Below are 13,509 nucleotides of genomic sequence, written 5' to 3'. Positions count from 1 at the left end.
GAACCTTATTGAGTCGTGGACGACTCAGCCGCCTCACGCAGTGCTTCGTAAACCAAATCCGGGACGTCGATAGCGTTGGCCGCGCGCCGGCGCTCACGCTCGACCACCGATCGCTCGAAGGGCACACGTACCGGCTTCGTGGGGTCCACCGGTCGTGTCGCCCTAAGACTGTCTGCATAGGCCGCCACCCGTGCCTGGAAGTCCGCGGCGTCACCTAGCAGGCCCGGGTCGACCACCAGGATGAAGAAGCCGCAGTCGCGCAGCGACTGCGGCGCCGTCGCCTGCCCGGCCAGCATGCCCAGCAGCTGAACCACCATCGCCAGTCCCGAGCCCTTGTGGCCACCCCAGACCGTGAACGCGCCGTTGAGCGCGGCTTCGGGGTCGCGGGTCGGCTGGCCGTGGGCGTCGAAGGCCAGGCCTTCCGCCAGCGATTCGCCCAGGCGTTTCTTCAGAACGACCTCGCCGAGCATCACGCCGGCGGTGCCGATGTCCCAGATCACGGGCGTGCCATCCGACGGAAAGCCAAAGGCAATCGGATTGGTGCTGAAGCGCCCTTCGGTGCCGCCGTGGGGTGCAACCTTCTGGCCGCCGCTGCCGGCAATCATTCCGGCAAAGCCGGCCGCGGTGACCATCTCCAGGTAATAGGAGAACATGCCCGTGTACCAGGTCTTGGACGCGCCCACGACGGCCAGGCCGGTCTGGCGTGCCTTCTCGATCGCGATCTCGGTGGCGCGGCGCCCCACGAGATAGCCGACCTGATCGCCGCCATCCAGCGAAGCCGACACCGGCGAGTCCTTCAGGAGCGTGATCGGGCGGCGTGGCGTGGCGCTGTCGCGCAGGCGGTCGATCACCGACAGCGCGCGCGGCAAGCCGCCGAACGACAGCCCGCGCAGTTCGCAGTCGATCAGGTGATCGGCAATGATGTCGGCTTCCTGCGGACTGTGTTCGAAGGCCAGCATGCTGGCGCGTACCAGTTGACGTGCTTCATGGATCGTGAGAATCATTTGCTTTTTCCTAGTAGGGGCGTTGCGCGCCCGGGTCAGAACGAATGCCGCAGGCCGAAGTCGTAGCCGGTGGACGAGCGTGCCGTATAGGTCGCGTTGTTGGCGATGGCCGGGGCGCCATTGACCACCAGCGAGGCGCCATTGCGGTTGTTCACGCGGGCCGCGGTGGCGTACAGCGCGGTTCGCTTGGACAGGTTGTGGACATAGCCCACCGCCAGCTTGCTGGTCCGGGGCTTGCCCGCCGCGCCATGCCGGTCGTAGTCCACGCGCGAGTAGGCGGCGCGGATCAAGTGGCTGCCCACAGGCGCCGTCACGGCAAGCAGATACCCCGTCATGTCGACCTCTGGCGCGCGCCCGGCCACGGGCGTGTTGCCATAGTCCCGTTCGTACTTGGTGCGCGACACGGCGGCGCTGAGCGTGGCCACGCCGAAGTTGTAGGCGCCGCCGAGGTTGAAGATCCTGGCTTGGTCAACGGTCCCCACGAAGGCGCCTTCGGGCAGGCTGCTCTCGGCATAAGCCACTGCGATGTTGAGCGGGCCGTTGGCGTAGCCCAGGCGACCACCGACATAGCGGCCGGCGCGCGAGGTGGCGACGGCGCTTTCATGGAAGCTGTACATCGCCTGGCCATAGATGCCGCCGAGCTTGGGAGGCAGGAAATAGCCCACCGAGTTGCTGGAGCGTGCATAGTTGCCGTTGGCGGCAAAACCGTTGCCCGGCGAGCTGTTGCCCGCGGCCAGGCCCAGGGCGGCTCCGGCGCCGATCTGTGCCCAGGGGTCGAACGTGCTGTCGTTCCAGAAAGTCGGGGTGTAGTCGCGGCCCAGGCGGATCTCGCCAAAGGGACCCGACAGGCTCACGGTCGAACGTCGCACGAAGGTCAGGCCGGCAGCGTTGCCATCGTCGTTGGTGACCGGGGCCTCGAGCCAGAAACTGGCGGCCAGACCGCCGCCGAGGTCTTCGGTGCCCCGAAAGCCCAGACGGCTGGTGGTGGTGCCGGAGTGGCGCAGCATGCTGGTCGAGGTTCTGATTTCTCCGCGGTTCTGATAGAGCGGGTCGGCCGGCGTGGGGCCGCGGGGGTCACGCGAGGTATTGCTGAAGTGGCTCACGGCGGCATCGACGACACCGAACACGGTCACCGACGACTGCGCCGAGGCCGAACTGGCTGCGCCCAGGGCGGCCGCGCTTGCCAGCAGGGCAATGGGGAACTTCCTTTTTTCTATGATTCTTGTCATTTTTGTCTCCTGGTTGTAGAAATTCGTTTCAGGCCGGCGCGTGCGCGCGCAGGCTGTCCCAGGCCGTGGCCGCCGGGAGGGTTTTCATCAAGGTGTGCTTCTCGACCTTGGCCGAAGGCGTCTTGGGGAGTTCGTCGCGGAACTCGATATAGCGCGGCACCATGAACTTCGGCAGCCGTTCCTGCAGCCAGGCGTGCAGCGCCTGGGGGCTGATGGCCTCTTTGCTGCGCAGTACGCCGCAGAGGTAGACATCGTCTTCGTTGTCGCCGGCGGGCACGCCGACCACCGCGCACTCCACCACGTCCGGATGCTCCGCAGCGACGGCCTCCACCTCGTAGGCCGAGATGTTCTCGCCGCGCCGGCGTATGCGTTCCTTCTTGCGGCCGGCGAAGAAGTAATAGCCGTCCTCATCCGCACGCATCAGGTCGCCGGTGTGAAACCAGAGATTGCGCAAGGCGCCAAGGGTTGTCTCGGGCTTGTTGAGGTAGCTGTCCATCAGGATGCCGCGCTTGCGCGGTCGCAGCACCAGTTCGCCGATCTCGCCGGGTGCCACGGGGTCGTCGTTTTCGTCGACCAGCGCCGTGTCCCAGTCCGGGCCCGCCCGGCCCGAGGCGCCCAGCTTGCGCTCGGGGAACGGCGTGAAGATCGTCATGCCGGTTTCGGTCATGGCGTGCGCCTCGACGAGGCGCACGCCGAAGCGTTCCTCGAACTCCGGGTCGTGGTGCGCATTGAACATCACGCGTACCTTGTGCGCGCGGTCGTCGGCGCTCGGCGGCTTGCTCTTGAGCACCGGCGGTATCGTGAAGATGGTCATGCTGATGGTGGCGCCGGCTTCGCGCACCTGCTGCCAGAAGCTCGTCGCGCTGAAGCGCGCAGCCAGGTGCACCTGCGCGCCGAGCACCAGCGCCGGCAGCGTCGCCATGGAGCGCGACATTCCATGGAAAAGGGGCAGGGGCGAGAACACCGTGTCGTCGGGGCGCATGCCGGCGACGTTGATGAAGTTTTCCGTGGTCTGCAGCACAAGCGAGTGCGGCATGACCACGCCTTTGGATGGACCGGTGGTGCCGGACGTGTAGCAGATGAATGCCCTGTCGCCGGGCTTTGCGGGCGTGCTGACGGGCTCGCCTTCGACCACCTTGAGAGCCTCCCAGGCCATGGTGTCAAGCCCCTCGATGGCCTCGCAATGGCCGCTGATCACCAGGGTGGCCAGCGCGCCGCGGCGCGCGGCCGGCAGGGCGGCGAATGCGGGAGCGAGGTTGTCGCTGGTGATCGCGACGCGCGCCTGCACATCGCCGGCGACGTAGGCAAGAAGATCTCCCGTGTACGCGGTGTTCACCGGCACGCAGGTGGCGTTGAGCAGCGCGATGCCGAACCACGCGAAGATGAACTCGGCGGAATTGTCGAGCATCAGCATCACGGGTTCGCCCGCGCCCACGCCGAGCCGCTTGAGGCCCCGCGCCACGGACTGGCTGATGTCGTGTGCTTCTGTGAATGAATAGCAGCGGCCGTTTATGGTCAGGAACGGTTTGGGGCCGAACTTCCTGGCGCTGTCGATGAGAATATTGCCGAGGATTCTTTCCTCGAATGGAATCTGGAAGGTCATGGAGTCCGCCGTTTCAGGGTCCGGCACCCGCAGTCCATGCGGGAGTCCGGGTTGTCGCTCAGGTGTATGAAGGAGTCGAATGCACTTTAGGATTCCAGCGCTGATCTCGCTAGGAGCGCAGCGGCATCGCCACCATGCATGAATGTCATGACAAGCCGGGCCCGGCCGCGTGCTGTGGGTCGGTGGCGTCACGCGCGCAGAGTCGAAATGCAGACATGCATGTCGCCATCACGCACCCCGTCAATCGGGAGCCGGCCTGTCCATACCGAATCGACATGGCCTGCATGTCTTCTTCTCGCTGGCGGCTGGTGTGGTTAGTTTTTAAAGTCATGACTCCATTCCTCAGGAGACAAAAATGAACATTCAACATACGGTGGCGCGGGGTCGGACCTGGTGGCGGAAGCGCGCCATGCCGATGCTCGCCATGCTGGTCCTGGCCGCAGCGCCGGCTGCGCAGGCCCAAGGCTGGCCCGCCAAGCCTGTACGTCTGGTGGTTGCGGGCGGTGCCGGCAGCAGCGTGGATGTGTTTGCTCGGCTGATAGGAGACCGGCTGTCGCAGTCACTTGGCCAGCCCATCGTGGTGGAGGCGCGGCCGGGCGCCAACGGAACGATTGCCGCTCAGCTCGTGGCCACGGCCAGGAACGATGGCCATACCTTGCTGTTTGCCGGCAACTCGGCACTCGTCATCGCGCCATTGATGACGAAGACGCTGCCTTACGACGGCGAGAAAGCCCTGGTATCCGTTGCGCCCGTGGTCTATGTTCCGCTGGCCATTGCCGTTGCTTCGGACAGCAGCATCCGCAACATGCCGGACTTGCTCACGCAGGCCAGGTCCAGGGAGATGTTCTTCGCCACGCCTGGCGCGGCCTCTTTGTCGCGGCTGATTGGCGAGAACATCAACGAGAAGACCGGCACGCGCCTGATGAACGTGGCGTTTCCCACGTCGGGCCCTGCGCAGACGGATGTGATGGGCGGCCGCATTCCCGTGCTGATTGACGGTCTGGGCGGCATCACGCCCCTGGCCAAGGGCGGGCGACTGCGCCTGCTGGCGGTTTCCACGGCCACGCGCTTCAAGGAGTTTCCCGATGTCCCGACCATCTCCGAGAGCGTGCCCGACCTCGTGGTGCCGGGCATCAACTCGGTCATGGCGCCGGCCGGTACTCCCGCCGAGATACTTGACCTGCTCAACCGAAAGATCAACGAAATCACGCGCGACCCGGCCATCGCCGAGAGATTCCTGGGAATGGGCGGAGAGGCGGCGCAAGGCTCACGACAGGACCTGGACAGGACCCTGCGCGACCAGCGCGCCACGTTCAGCCGGTTGATCCAGTCGGCCAATATCAAGAGCGAGTAAGCAGTCTGGCCACCGCCCTTTGCCGCGGGATCGCCCTGGCGGTCGGCCCCGCTGCAGCGGCCGGTGGCTTGCCTGGTATGTTCTGGCGCAGGGATCACCATATCGGCGCGATCATTGTGACGAGCGCGCGAGGCCCGTAAATTCGCTGGTTTACACTAGGCCCTGGGAGGCAGATGATGAGCACACGCAAAGATTTGGGCGGGCGCGGCAGCGCGGACATCGTGGACGCGCAACTGCACCTTTCGCTGGAACTCGGTGCCGATGAGATCATCGCCGCCATGGATGCGCTGGGTATCCGCAGCGTGGTGCTCGATGAGCTCTGGGACCGCAATGCAAAGGGGCAGGGCACGCCATGCCGCGAATTCGACGATGGCGGCTATAGGCCGCTGAGTCCGCTGGCCCAGGCGGCAGCATTGCGCTACCCCGACCGATTCTCCTACCTCCAGCGCATTCGCCGGCATGACCCCCAACTGGGGGCGTTGCTGAAAGTGCTGGCCGACTCGCCAGGCTGCCGTTCCGTGCGGATCGTGGTCTGGGAGCCGCAGGAGCGCGAGGCGCTGATGGCGGGAGGCTATGACGAATTGTTCGGCTTGGTGCAGTCGGCCGCGCTGCCGATCAGCGTGCTGGGGGGCGACATGGGCGTCCTGCTGCGTGATGCGGTTGTCCGCTTTCCGGATCTGCAGTTCGTGATCGACCATTGCGGCTGGGTCAAATCCGAGGCGCAGTGGAGCGATGTTCGGGCGCTCGCCCAGCACCGCAATGTCTGGTTCAAATGGAGCCATGCGCAGCGTTCCTTCGGCCGCTGCGACGACCCGGCACAGGGCGTCCAACGGGCTTTCCTGCAGGCGATCGACGCGTTCGGCGCGGATCGCGTGCTCTGGGCCGGCGACGTCACGCACGAGGAGTCGAATGCGCCGTGGGGGCGCTTGCTTTCCTTCGTCCAGGACAACCCGGCACTTTCGCAGGGCGACAAGGACTGGGTGCTGGGAAAGACAGCGCGGCGGCTGTTGCGGTGGGAGCCCGCCACGGCCATGGACGAAGCTGGCTCCCACTGAGCGCGCTGGGTCTTCATCTTGAGGGGCTCGATCAGGCCGCGCCGCCCGGCCCTCTGTAACCAGCCATTCCCTTTGCAGTATTCATGGCCGGATCTGCATGTGCTGCCCATGGCCGCAGGGATTTGTGCCCGGGTCCCTGGTCACTGCGGGGAAGGCGGACGGCCGGCGGTCGTGGCGCCTAATTGAGGGTGGCGTTAGGCCACTGCCCGGCATCGACGGCGTCTTCGACGACGGTGCGAATGATGCCGATGAGCTCCTCGGTGGCGCGGGATGGCGGTCGGTCTGCGGCGCGCGCCAGGATGCGGCGCAGATGCAATCCTGCAATGGGGTGTGCCACCAGCCGGCCAGCCTCCACATCCTCTTTCACCGTGGCCGCAAAGTGCACCGTGGCTCCAATGCCTTCACAGACCAGTCGTTTGGCGACTTCAATGGTCTCTACCTCGACGACGGGGTTGAGATCGATGCCGGCACGCCCTGCGGCCGCCTCCAGTTCCAGGCGGACACCGGACTTGGCCAGGCCGGTCATCACCAAGGGCAGCCCCGCCAACTGCTCGAGCTGGACGCCCGGCCCCCGCACGCGCTTGTCGTCCGCGCGCGCGATGAGGCACAGGTCTTCGGTGAGCAGAGGAAACGTCACAAGGTTGGATACCTGAACCGGCCCGTTGAGCACGGCAAGGTCGACGCCGCCCTGCAGGACCATCGTGTGCAGCACGGGGGCGAACCCCTCCACGATGCGCAGGCGCACATCGGGTAGACGACGGTGTACGGCCCGGGTGAGGGGGACGGCAAGCAGGAGCGCCAATCCAGGTGACAGGCCCACGGTAACGGGGCCGCGCGGATTGCGCTGCAGCGCAATCATGTCCTGCTTCATCTGTTCGGCATAGCGCAAGAGAAAGGACACGCGCTCCTGGAAGAAGAGTGCTTCTTGCGTAGGCGTGGCGCCGCGTGCATGCCGCACGAACAACTGCACCCCGAGCTCTTCTTCCAGCAGTTGCACCTGGCGTGTCAATGCGGGCTGCGCCACGTGAAGAACACTGGCTGCGCGGCCGAAGTGCTGCTGGTTGGCCACCACCAGAAAGTAGCGAAGCTGCCTCAAATCCATCTGCAATCCCTGTTGTTCCAAGCGTGGACCGGCAATCGGTCATTCAATGCCGAAATGTTATCGAATGCTTCAAAAAATGCTAGTGGATATCTTGGAAGCCTCTGCCTATATTTGCACTAACAGAGAGCAATCACAGCGCTTTGTACGCCAATAACTCATCGCATAAAGGAATCAACATGGATCCGAAACCCGCAGAAATGGAAGCCACACGCATCGCTCGCTGGGGCAAGGTGGAGCCCTACCGGGAGACTTTCATCGAAAGCCGCCTGCCCGGCATGAAGAAGAATATCTACAAGATCATGAATCGCGGCGTACTCGAAAACAAGGGGGTAGAGCCGGCGATTCCTGGCAACCACCGCTTCGGCGTGACCTTCATCGAGATTCCCGTCGGGCAAGGCGCCAGCCTCCATGCGCACAAGACCGAGGAGGTCTTCTGTCCACTCAACGGCCAGATGGAAGTCATCTGGGGTGAGACGGGACAGTACTCCGTGATGCTGAATCAATGGGATGTGATCTCGTGCCCTATCGGCGTGATGCGTGGCTTTCGCAATCCCAATGCGCACGCGCTGGTCGTCTATTCCGTGGTGGGCGGCACAGATGAGGAGTGCGGCCGCATCGCGTGGCACCCGGATGTGGTCAAGGCCGCAGAAACGACGGGTCTGGTCTACGGCACGGACGGCTACATCGCTCAAACCAGCGAAGCGAAATAAAAGTGGTGGCGGGCACGCGCATTCTTGCCGTGCCTGCTGCAGGCAGCAAGGAGACAAGCATGATCAAAACAATACCGACCGGGCATGAACCGCTGCGTGTCAGCCGGCGCCTGGCGCTCAGTGCTGGCCTGGCGCTGGCCGGCAGCGGCCTTGCCTTTGGCGCAAAAGCACAGACTGCTGCGCAAGCACTCGATGTCTGGTCACCGAAGGCGACGGTCCGCATGGTGGTGCCGTTCGCCGCTGGCGGAACCTCGGACATCGTGGCTCGTCTGCTCGCAACGCGACTCGCCGAAGCGCTCGGACAACCCGTCATCATTGAAAACCGTGCTGGAGCGGGCGGCAACATCGGCATAGCTTCGGTGGCGCGTGCCGCATCGGATGGTTTGACCTTGCTGCTGGCATCGTCATCGTTCGTGACCAATCCCGCGCTCCACCCGGACAAGCGGCCGTACGAGCCCATTGAGCAGTTTGCCCCGATCTCTTTGCTCGTGACTTCGCCCGACGTCATCGTCGTGCCCGCAAAGAGCGCCATCACCAGCTTGGCTGATTTGCTGGCCGTCGCCAGGACCCAAACCGGCGGGCTCGATTACGCGACCCCCGGCAATGGCAACAGCGTTCATCTGGGAGGGGAACTCCTGTGGCAGCGGGCCGATGTCCGGATGATGCATGTTCCTTATTCCGGCGCGGCGCCCGCCGTTCAGGCGGCCCTGGCGGGCCAGGTGGATTGCGCCCTGGTCGCCTTGCCGGCCGCCAGTCCTTACCTGGCAGCGAAAACCCTGCGCGCCTTGGCCGTTGGCAGCACCAGGCGCTGGGCGGAGCTCGCCCAGGTACCGACGGTGGCCGAAAGCGGCTTCCCGGGCTATCGCTCCGAGACGATGCAGGCACTTTTTGCGCCTGCCGGCACGCCTGCGGCGGTGGTGAGTCGGCTCAACGCCGAAGTGACCCGAATCCTGGGCGTGCCGGCAATCCAGGCGCGGCTTCACGCGCTCGGCTTCGACGTTATCGCAAGCACACCGGCCTTTCTTGCCGCCCGCGTCGCAGAAGAAGTCCCCCGATGGACCGCCGTTGCCGCCCAGGCAAACATTCGCGCGGATTAAAGACGCCCGCTTCCTGATACATCCAATTTACGAGGAACAGACATGACCATCGCAGCCATTGAGAAACCGCGGCATGCCACCAGCCAAGGCGCCATTCCTGCAAATCCGCAGGCGCTTCTGAAGGCGGTATTGAAGGCGAACGAGGGCACCAAGGATCAACGCACTCGCGAGCTCCTGGATGGCTTGATCCGCCACATCCATGCATTTGCCACCGAAACTAGACTCACCTATGAAGAGCTGCACAAGGGGCTGGACTTCATGGTCGCCGTGGGCCAGGCCACAGGCCCCAAAAAGCACGAAGGAATCTTGTTGGCCGACATTCTCGGCCTGGCGACTCTCGTGCTCCTGATGGATGCGAAAGCTGTGCTGGCCGCGGGCGGTACGGAGCCGGCACTCATCGGTCCGTTCTGGCGTGCCAATCAGCCGCAGCGCGCCAATGGCGCATATATCGCATCCGAGGACACCGTCGGCTCCCCGCTGTTTGTCCGCGGCAAGGTGGTCTCCATCGATGGAACGCCCATTGCCGGCGCCCGCCCCCGGGGGACTGTACGAGAACCAGGACCACGAGCAGGAAGAGATGAACCTGCGTGCCGCTTTCGAAACCGATGTGGACGGCCGTTTCTGGTTCGAAAGCGTACGGCCCTCCGGCTATGGCGTTCCCATTGACGGGCCGTGCGGCGAACTTCTTGCGCTGCAAGGCCGCGATCACATGCGCCCTGCGCATCTGCATTTCATCGCCATCGCGCAAGGCCACAAGGTGCTGACGACGCAGATCTTCGACGCCCACGATCCCTACGCCTACAGCGATGCCGCATTCGGTGCCGTCGGCTCGCTGCTGCGCAATTTCGAACCCGACAGCAAGGGGCACTTTCATCTCGATGTGGAGCTGTGCCTCGAACCGGGTGTCATGCGCATCCCGACCCCGCCGCTGGCCTGATCCGGCAACCCGCCATTCACCCTTTCATTCCCCACAGAGAAAAAACCATGAGCACTCCACCACGTGCGCTGCGCCTGATCACGAAGGCCGCCAGCCCGGACGCCTTGCAGCCCAGCATCATCGATGTCATGCAGCCCCATCCACCTGACGGCTCCGCCATCGTCGAGGTCCTTGCGGCGGCGATCAATCCCAGCGATGTCAAGGCCGCCATGGGAATGATGCCCTATGCCGTCTGGCCGCGAACCCCAGGGCGCGACTATGCGGGGCGCGTTGTCGCGGGGCCATCCGAATGGCTGGGAGAGATGGTCTGGGGCACAGGCGGCGACCTGGGAATCACCCGTGACGGCACCCATGGCCGGTATCTTGTTCTGCCTGTCGAAGCGCTGGTGCGCAAGCCCGCACATATTTCACTGCCCTGCGCCGCGACGGTAGGCGTGCCTTTCGTTACCGCCTACGAAGGACTGCGGCGTGCCCGCATGACGGGTCAAGGCCAGACCATCCTGGTCTTTGGCTCCAATGGCAAAGTCGGCCAGGCGGCTGTCCAGCTCGCCACGCGTGTCGGTGCCCGTGTCATCGGAGTGGAGCGCAATGCCGTGGCTTATGCGGGCCATGCGAGTGGGAGCGTTGAAGTCATCAATGGCAGTCACACGGATATCGCGCAGCAGGTCATGTCGTTGACGGACGGCAAAGGCGTGGATATCGCCTACAACACGGTCGGGTCGCCGTACTTTGCCGCGGCGCTGGAATGCCTGAAGGTCGGTGGCACGCAAGTCCTTATTTCCACACCGGACCGTAACGTGCCATTCGACATCATGGCGTTCTATCGCCGCGATCTGCAGATGCTGGGTGTCGACAGTCTGAAGCTCGACGCCAGGCAGTGCGCCGACATTTTCAGGGAGCTGCTGCCTGGCTTCGAGGACCGCTCGCTCGCTGCGTTCGACGTGAGCGACGCCTGCGTCGTGCCCCTGGAGCATGCCGTCCCCGCCTATCTGAAAGTCCTGGCAGGTTCCATGGAACGCCTGGTTCTGGCGCCCTGACGGCGCGCACGGGCATGCATTTCATGCACGCCGACAATGCGCCCGACTATCTAGCTTCATTCCTTATCAAGAGGAGACAACGATGAACTTTCATCGCAGAGAACTATTAAAAATTGCATCCGCCACAGGCGGTGCAGCCTTCCTGCCGGCCACCGCCTTTTCCCAGACCACGGGCTACCCCCAGGGGCCTGTCCGGGTCATCGTGCCCTTTACGGCGGGATCGACCACCGACGTCATAGGACGCATCGTGGGAGAGCGGCTGGACAAGTACCTGGGCCAGCCCTTCGTCATCGAGAACCGTCCCGGTGCCGGCGGCACACTGGGCGCGGCACAGGTCGCGTCCGCTGCTCCCGATGGGCAAACGCTGCTCATCCACTCCGCCGGCCATGTCGCGAATGCTGCGCTCTACCCGGCGCTCAAGTACGACACGCTCAAGGACTTCACGCCGGTCACGATGCTGGCCTCCATGCCGAACGTGTTCGTCGTGGCGCCCAGCAAAGGCTTTACCTCGCTGAAGGAGCTTGTAGGCAGGGTCAGTGCCGAGCCGGGGAAATACATGTACGGCTCGTCGGGCAACGGAAGCGCCTCCCACATAGCCGGTGAGAAGTTCCGTATTGCTGCCGCGATCCATGCGCTGCATGTGCCGTATCGCGGTACGCCGGAAGCGCTCAACGATGTCATGGGCGGCCGCGTGGACTGGTTTCTTCTGCCTCTGGCCGTGGCCGCTCCCCTGGTCAAGACCGGCAGGCTCGTTGCCCTGTCCATAGGCGCGGCCGCGCGCTCGGCGGTGCTGCCCGACGTGCCGACGACGGCGGAATGCGGTCTCCATGACGCGGATCACACGTTCTGGGTCGGCATGTTCGCGCCTGCCAGGACGCCGGCGACGGTGCTGGCGCGGCTGCATGCTGAAACGGTGAGGGCGCTCGACTCCGACGAAGCCAGACCGCGCCTGGAAAAGCTCGGTGCGCAGCCCGCGCCCATGCCGCAGCAGCAGTTTGCGACGCTCGTGCGCGATGAGACCGCTGCGACGGCCGCACTCATCAAGCAAGCGGGAATTCGCCTCGAGAGCTAGAGCGGCCCGGCCCGGCGATCCCCTGCGGCGCCGGGCCGACCCGCGGCAAACGCCATCCGTCCGTTCCTGTCGGCCCGCGCCGACGGGCGGGAAAACGCATCCTTGAAGAAAGCACCACCATGAAAAAACAAGTCCTCGCACTGTGCGCATTCGCTGCCGCATGTGCAGTCAACGCGCAATCCAGCGTCACGATTTTCGGCAGCCTCGACTTGAATGTCACTTATTCGAAGGTCGCAAGCCAGCATGCCACCGGCATGGATCAGGGCGGCTATCTGCTTCCCAGTCGTATCGGTTTTCGCGGGACCGAAGACCTGGGGGGAGGCTGGTCCACGGGGTTTTGGCTGGAGTCCGCAGTGCTGCCCGACACCGGTGCTTCGCAGGGCGCATTCTGGGGCCGGCGCTCGACGGTGAGCCTGACGAGCAAGACCTTGGGCGAAGTACGCCTGGGTCGTGACTACACCCCGACCTTCTGGAACGTCTCGCATTTCACACCGCTGGGGACCGTGGGCGTCGGCGGCAGCAGCAACATCATCGAAGGCTGGCCGCTCGGTCTGGGCGGTGCCAGGACACAATCGCGCGCCAGCAACTCCGTGGGCTACTTCCTGCCCCGTACGCTTGGCGGCGTCTATGGGCAGGCGATGATCGCCGCCGGCGAAAAAGTCGACGGCGCACGCTACCAGGGCGGGCGCATCGGCTATGCCGTGGGGCCGGTCAATATCGCCGTCGCGTATGGACAGACCAAGGTGGGAGCCGAGGATTACAAGACCGCCACTGTGGGCGGTACCTATGACTTTGGCGTGGTAAAGGCCTACGTCAATTACCTGCAGCACAGGCTGGGCAGCGACAAGCAATCGAACATCCTCATCGGGGCCGCCGTACCTGTGGGCGCAGGCTCCATCAAGGCCTCCTTCGCGCGATCCAATCGTTCCGGATCCGACGCCGATGCGCAACAACTGGCCATAGGCTACACCTATGCATTGAGCAAGCGCACGACGCTGTACACGGTAAGGGGCCAGCAAACACACGTTGATATCGACCCGACGCTGTAGGAGGCTCGTGTCCACCAACTTAGGCGGACACATGAACACTTACGGAATAGATTTGATGGGCCGGCGACGCAGGCGGCGGCACAGCTCGGAGTTCAAGGCAGCGGTGATCCAGGAATGCATGCGCCCTGGTGTATCCATCGCAGCGGTAGCACTGGCGCACAGCCTGAACGCCAATATGCTGCGCAAATGGGTGATTGACGCCGAGAGCGCATTGCCTCCCAAGCCCAAGGTCATGCCGGCGCAGTCGGTACAAGACATCC

Annotated in this window: 14 protein-coding genes; 10 read left to right on the top strand and 4 right to left on the bottom strand. The window is 64.4% G+C overall.

Features of this window, described 5'->3' with window-relative positions:
• Window positions 1-5 precede the first annotated feature (5 nt).
• From GVL12_RS16920 to GVL12_RS16910, 3 genes are read right to left on the bottom strand one after another with little or no spacing between them, the layout of a single operon-like run.
• Window positions 6-1,004 carry an Ldh family oxidoreductase gene (locus GVL12_RS16920; protein WP_159916135.1) on the bottom strand — a complete coding sequence of 333 codons (999 nt, stop codon included), beginning with the start codon at window positions 1,002-1,004 and terminating at the stop codon, window positions 6-8.
• Between the two features lie 35 nt (window positions 1,005-1,039).
• Complete coding sequence (locus GVL12_RS16915; RefSeq protein ID WP_159916133.1) at window positions 1,040-2,233, bottom strand: porin; 1,194 nt, start codon at window positions 2,231-2,233, stop codon at window positions 1,040-1,042.
• A 28-nt stretch (window positions 2,234-2,261) separates the two neighbouring features.
• A complete protein-coding gene (locus tag GVL12_RS16910) occupies window positions 2,262-3,836 on the bottom strand; it encodes an AMP-binding protein (RefSeq protein WP_159916131.1) in 1,575 nt (524 codons plus the stop codon).
• 355 nt (window positions 3,837-4,191) lie between these two features.
• Here GVL12_RS16910 and GVL12_RS16905 point away from each other — a divergent pair, with 355 nt between their 5' ends.
• Both GVL12_RS16905 and GVL12_RS16900 read left to right on the top strand, forming a co-directional pair.
• A complete protein-coding gene (locus GVL12_RS16905; protein ID WP_159916129.1) occupies window positions 4,192-5,190 on the top strand; it encodes a tripartite tricarboxylate transporter substrate binding protein in 999 nt (332 codons plus the stop codon).
• 173 nt (window positions 5,191-5,363) lie between these two features.
• The gene (locus GVL12_RS16900; RefSeq protein ID WP_159916127.1) at window positions 5,364-6,245 is read left to right on the top strand and encodes an amidohydrolase; all 882 of its coding nucleotides are present in this window, start codon (window positions 5,364-5,366) and stop codon (window positions 6,243-6,245) included.
• A gap of 178 nt (window positions 6,246-6,423) precedes the next feature.
• Here GVL12_RS16900 and GVL12_RS16895 read toward each other — a convergent pair whose 3' ends face one another.
• Entirely contained in the window at window positions 6,424-7,347 is a 924-nt protein-coding gene (locus tag GVL12_RS16895; RefSeq protein WP_159916125.1) for a LysR family transcriptional regulator, read from the bottom strand.
• A 176-nt stretch (window positions 7,348-7,523) separates the two neighbouring features.
• Here GVL12_RS16895 and GVL12_RS16890 point away from each other — a divergent pair, with 176 nt between their 5' ends.
• The 8 genes from GVL12_RS16890 to GVL12_RS16860 all read left to right on the top strand — a co-directional run.
• Window positions 7,524-8,057: a cupin gene (locus tag GVL12_RS16890; protein ID WP_159916123.1), complete on the top strand. Its 534-nt coding sequence runs from the start codon at window positions 7,524-7,526 to the stop codon at window positions 8,055-8,057.
• A gap of 59 nt (window positions 8,058-8,116) precedes the next feature.
• Window positions 8,117-9,154 (top strand): tripartite tricarboxylate transporter substrate binding protein, encoded by a 1,038-nt coding sequence (locus GVL12_RS16885; protein ID WP_159916121.1) that lies wholly within the window; start codon window positions 8,117-8,119, stop codon window positions 9,152-9,154.
• A gap of 42 nt (window positions 9,155-9,196) precedes the next feature.
• Window positions 9,197-9,820, top strand: coding sequence for a dioxygenase (locus GVL12_RS16880; protein ID WP_200843839.1), 624 nt, complete (start codon window positions 9,197-9,199; stop codon window positions 9,818-9,820).
• Window positions 9,732-10,091 carry a hypothetical protein gene (locus tag GVL12_RS26315; protein WP_200843838.1) on the top strand — a complete coding sequence of 120 codons (360 nt, stop codon included), beginning with the start codon at window positions 9,732-9,734 and terminating at the stop codon, window positions 10,089-10,091. The genes GVL12_RS16880 and GVL12_RS26315 overlap by 89 nt, the downstream gene beginning before the upstream one ends.
• A gap of 47 nt (window positions 10,092-10,138) precedes the next feature.
• Window positions 10,139-11,128, top strand: a complete 990-nt coding sequence (locus tag GVL12_RS16875) for a zinc-binding alcohol dehydrogenase family protein (RefSeq protein WP_159916119.1) — start codon at window positions 10,139-10,141, stop codon at window positions 11,126-11,128.
• An 82-nt stretch (window positions 11,129-11,210) separates the two neighbouring features.
• A complete protein-coding gene (locus GVL12_RS16870; RefSeq protein ID WP_159916117.1) occupies window positions 11,211-12,200 on the top strand; it encodes a tripartite tricarboxylate transporter substrate binding protein in 990 nt (329 codons plus the stop codon).
• 119 nt (window positions 12,201-12,319) lie between these two features.
• Window positions 12,320-13,249 (top strand): porin, encoded by a 930-nt coding sequence (locus tag GVL12_RS16865; protein WP_159916115.1) that lies wholly within the window; start codon window positions 12,320-12,322, stop codon window positions 13,247-13,249.
• Between the two features lie 31 nt (window positions 13,250-13,280).
• Window positions 13,281-13,509 (top strand): transposase (locus GVL12_RS16860; RefSeq protein ID WP_200843837.1); only part of this gene is annotated, 229 nt, incomplete at its 3' end.

It is taken from the genome of Pantoea sp. 18069 (assembly GCF_902706035.1).
GTDB lineage: Bacteria > Pseudomonadota > Gammaproteobacteria > Burkholderiales > Burkholderiaceae_C > Comamonas.
The sequence above is the reverse complement of the archived record's forward strand: the minus strand, read 5'-3'. Positions and strand labels throughout refer to the sequence as shown.